Here is a 932-nt window from a genome sequence, read left to right on the forward strand (position 1 = left end):
AGGTTTGCCCGGTTGGCAAACCCTTTGGAAAGGTTATTCATTTTTTCAATCCTTAGTAATCGGATTTAACTATGCTAACAACAGCTCATAATTTTGTGGGTTAACTTTAACTCGCAGAGGACCCTGATGTTCTACGCCATACCAGCTGCTATGTTTAATTAGATCTGTCTAACTGGTTTCACATGATTTATGTCTGTCCAAAAATCCCGATAATCTGTAATACTTACGTGTTCATGAAGCTTTGCCGAATGATAGAAAGCCGCACTACTATGCGGGTATTCGGTAAAGTCATTACATAGTAACCATTTGCCAGAGACTGGGTTATGATGTATGTAATCTATCTTTTGATGGAAAAACGCTGTAGAAAATATAGGTTTAGCATCAAATGAGGGTTCAAAAACCTTATGTTTTTGTCCTTTGGCTCTTTCTTTTTCGGTGCATGCCGCCGAAAGTTGATCAAGAATATCGATTTTGCCTAATAGTGTTAGTTTTTTAACGAGTTCATAAGCTATAAATCTTTTGCCATTACTGATTATTTTATTAAGCCCTGCTTCCGTTTCAGGTAGTTTAATAATTACATGAACATGATTAGGCATCAATACAAAAGCATGAGTTTGAATCTGGTAATGTTCTGCTATAAACATGAACCAATCATACAGAAGATTATATGATTTTGTTATCTCAAATAAAGGTATCCAATTGTAACATGTAAAAGTTATAAACCAGGTTTCGCCAGGATCATTATGCAAGGTTCGGGTAGCCATAGTTAAATATAAAGATAATTATGGATTTTAAGATGATTGTCAACCTCAGGGTCCTCTGCGAGTTAAAGTTAACCCACAAAATTATGAGCTGTTGTTAGCATAGTTAAATCCGATTACTAAGGATTGAAAAAATGAATAACCTTTCCAAAGGGTTTGCCAACCGGGCAA

General features: G+C 35.6%; 1 protein-coding gene. It reads right to left on the bottom strand.

The annotated features are described in order from the left end of the window. Nucleotides 1–158 precede the first annotated feature (158 nt). Nucleotides 159–764 carry an REP-associated tyrosine transposase gene (locus tag ACFFGT_RS19185; RefSeq protein WP_377024131.1) on the bottom strand — a complete coding sequence of 202 codons (606 nt, stop codon included), beginning with the start codon at nucleotides 762–764 and terminating at the stop codon, nucleotides 159–161. Nucleotides 765–932: the final 168 nt, after the last annotated feature.

It is taken from the genome of Mucilaginibacter angelicae (assembly GCF_042434235.1).
GTDB classification, from domain to species: domain Bacteria; phylum Bacteroidota; class Bacteroidia; order Sphingobacteriales; family Sphingobacteriaceae; genus Mucilaginibacter; species Mucilaginibacter angelicae.

Coding starts and splice junctions, on each gene's coding strand:
- ACFFGT_RS19185 (WP_377024131.1), bottom strand. CDS start 764: ATGGCTACCCGAACCTTGCATAATGATCCTGGCGAAACCTGGTTTATA.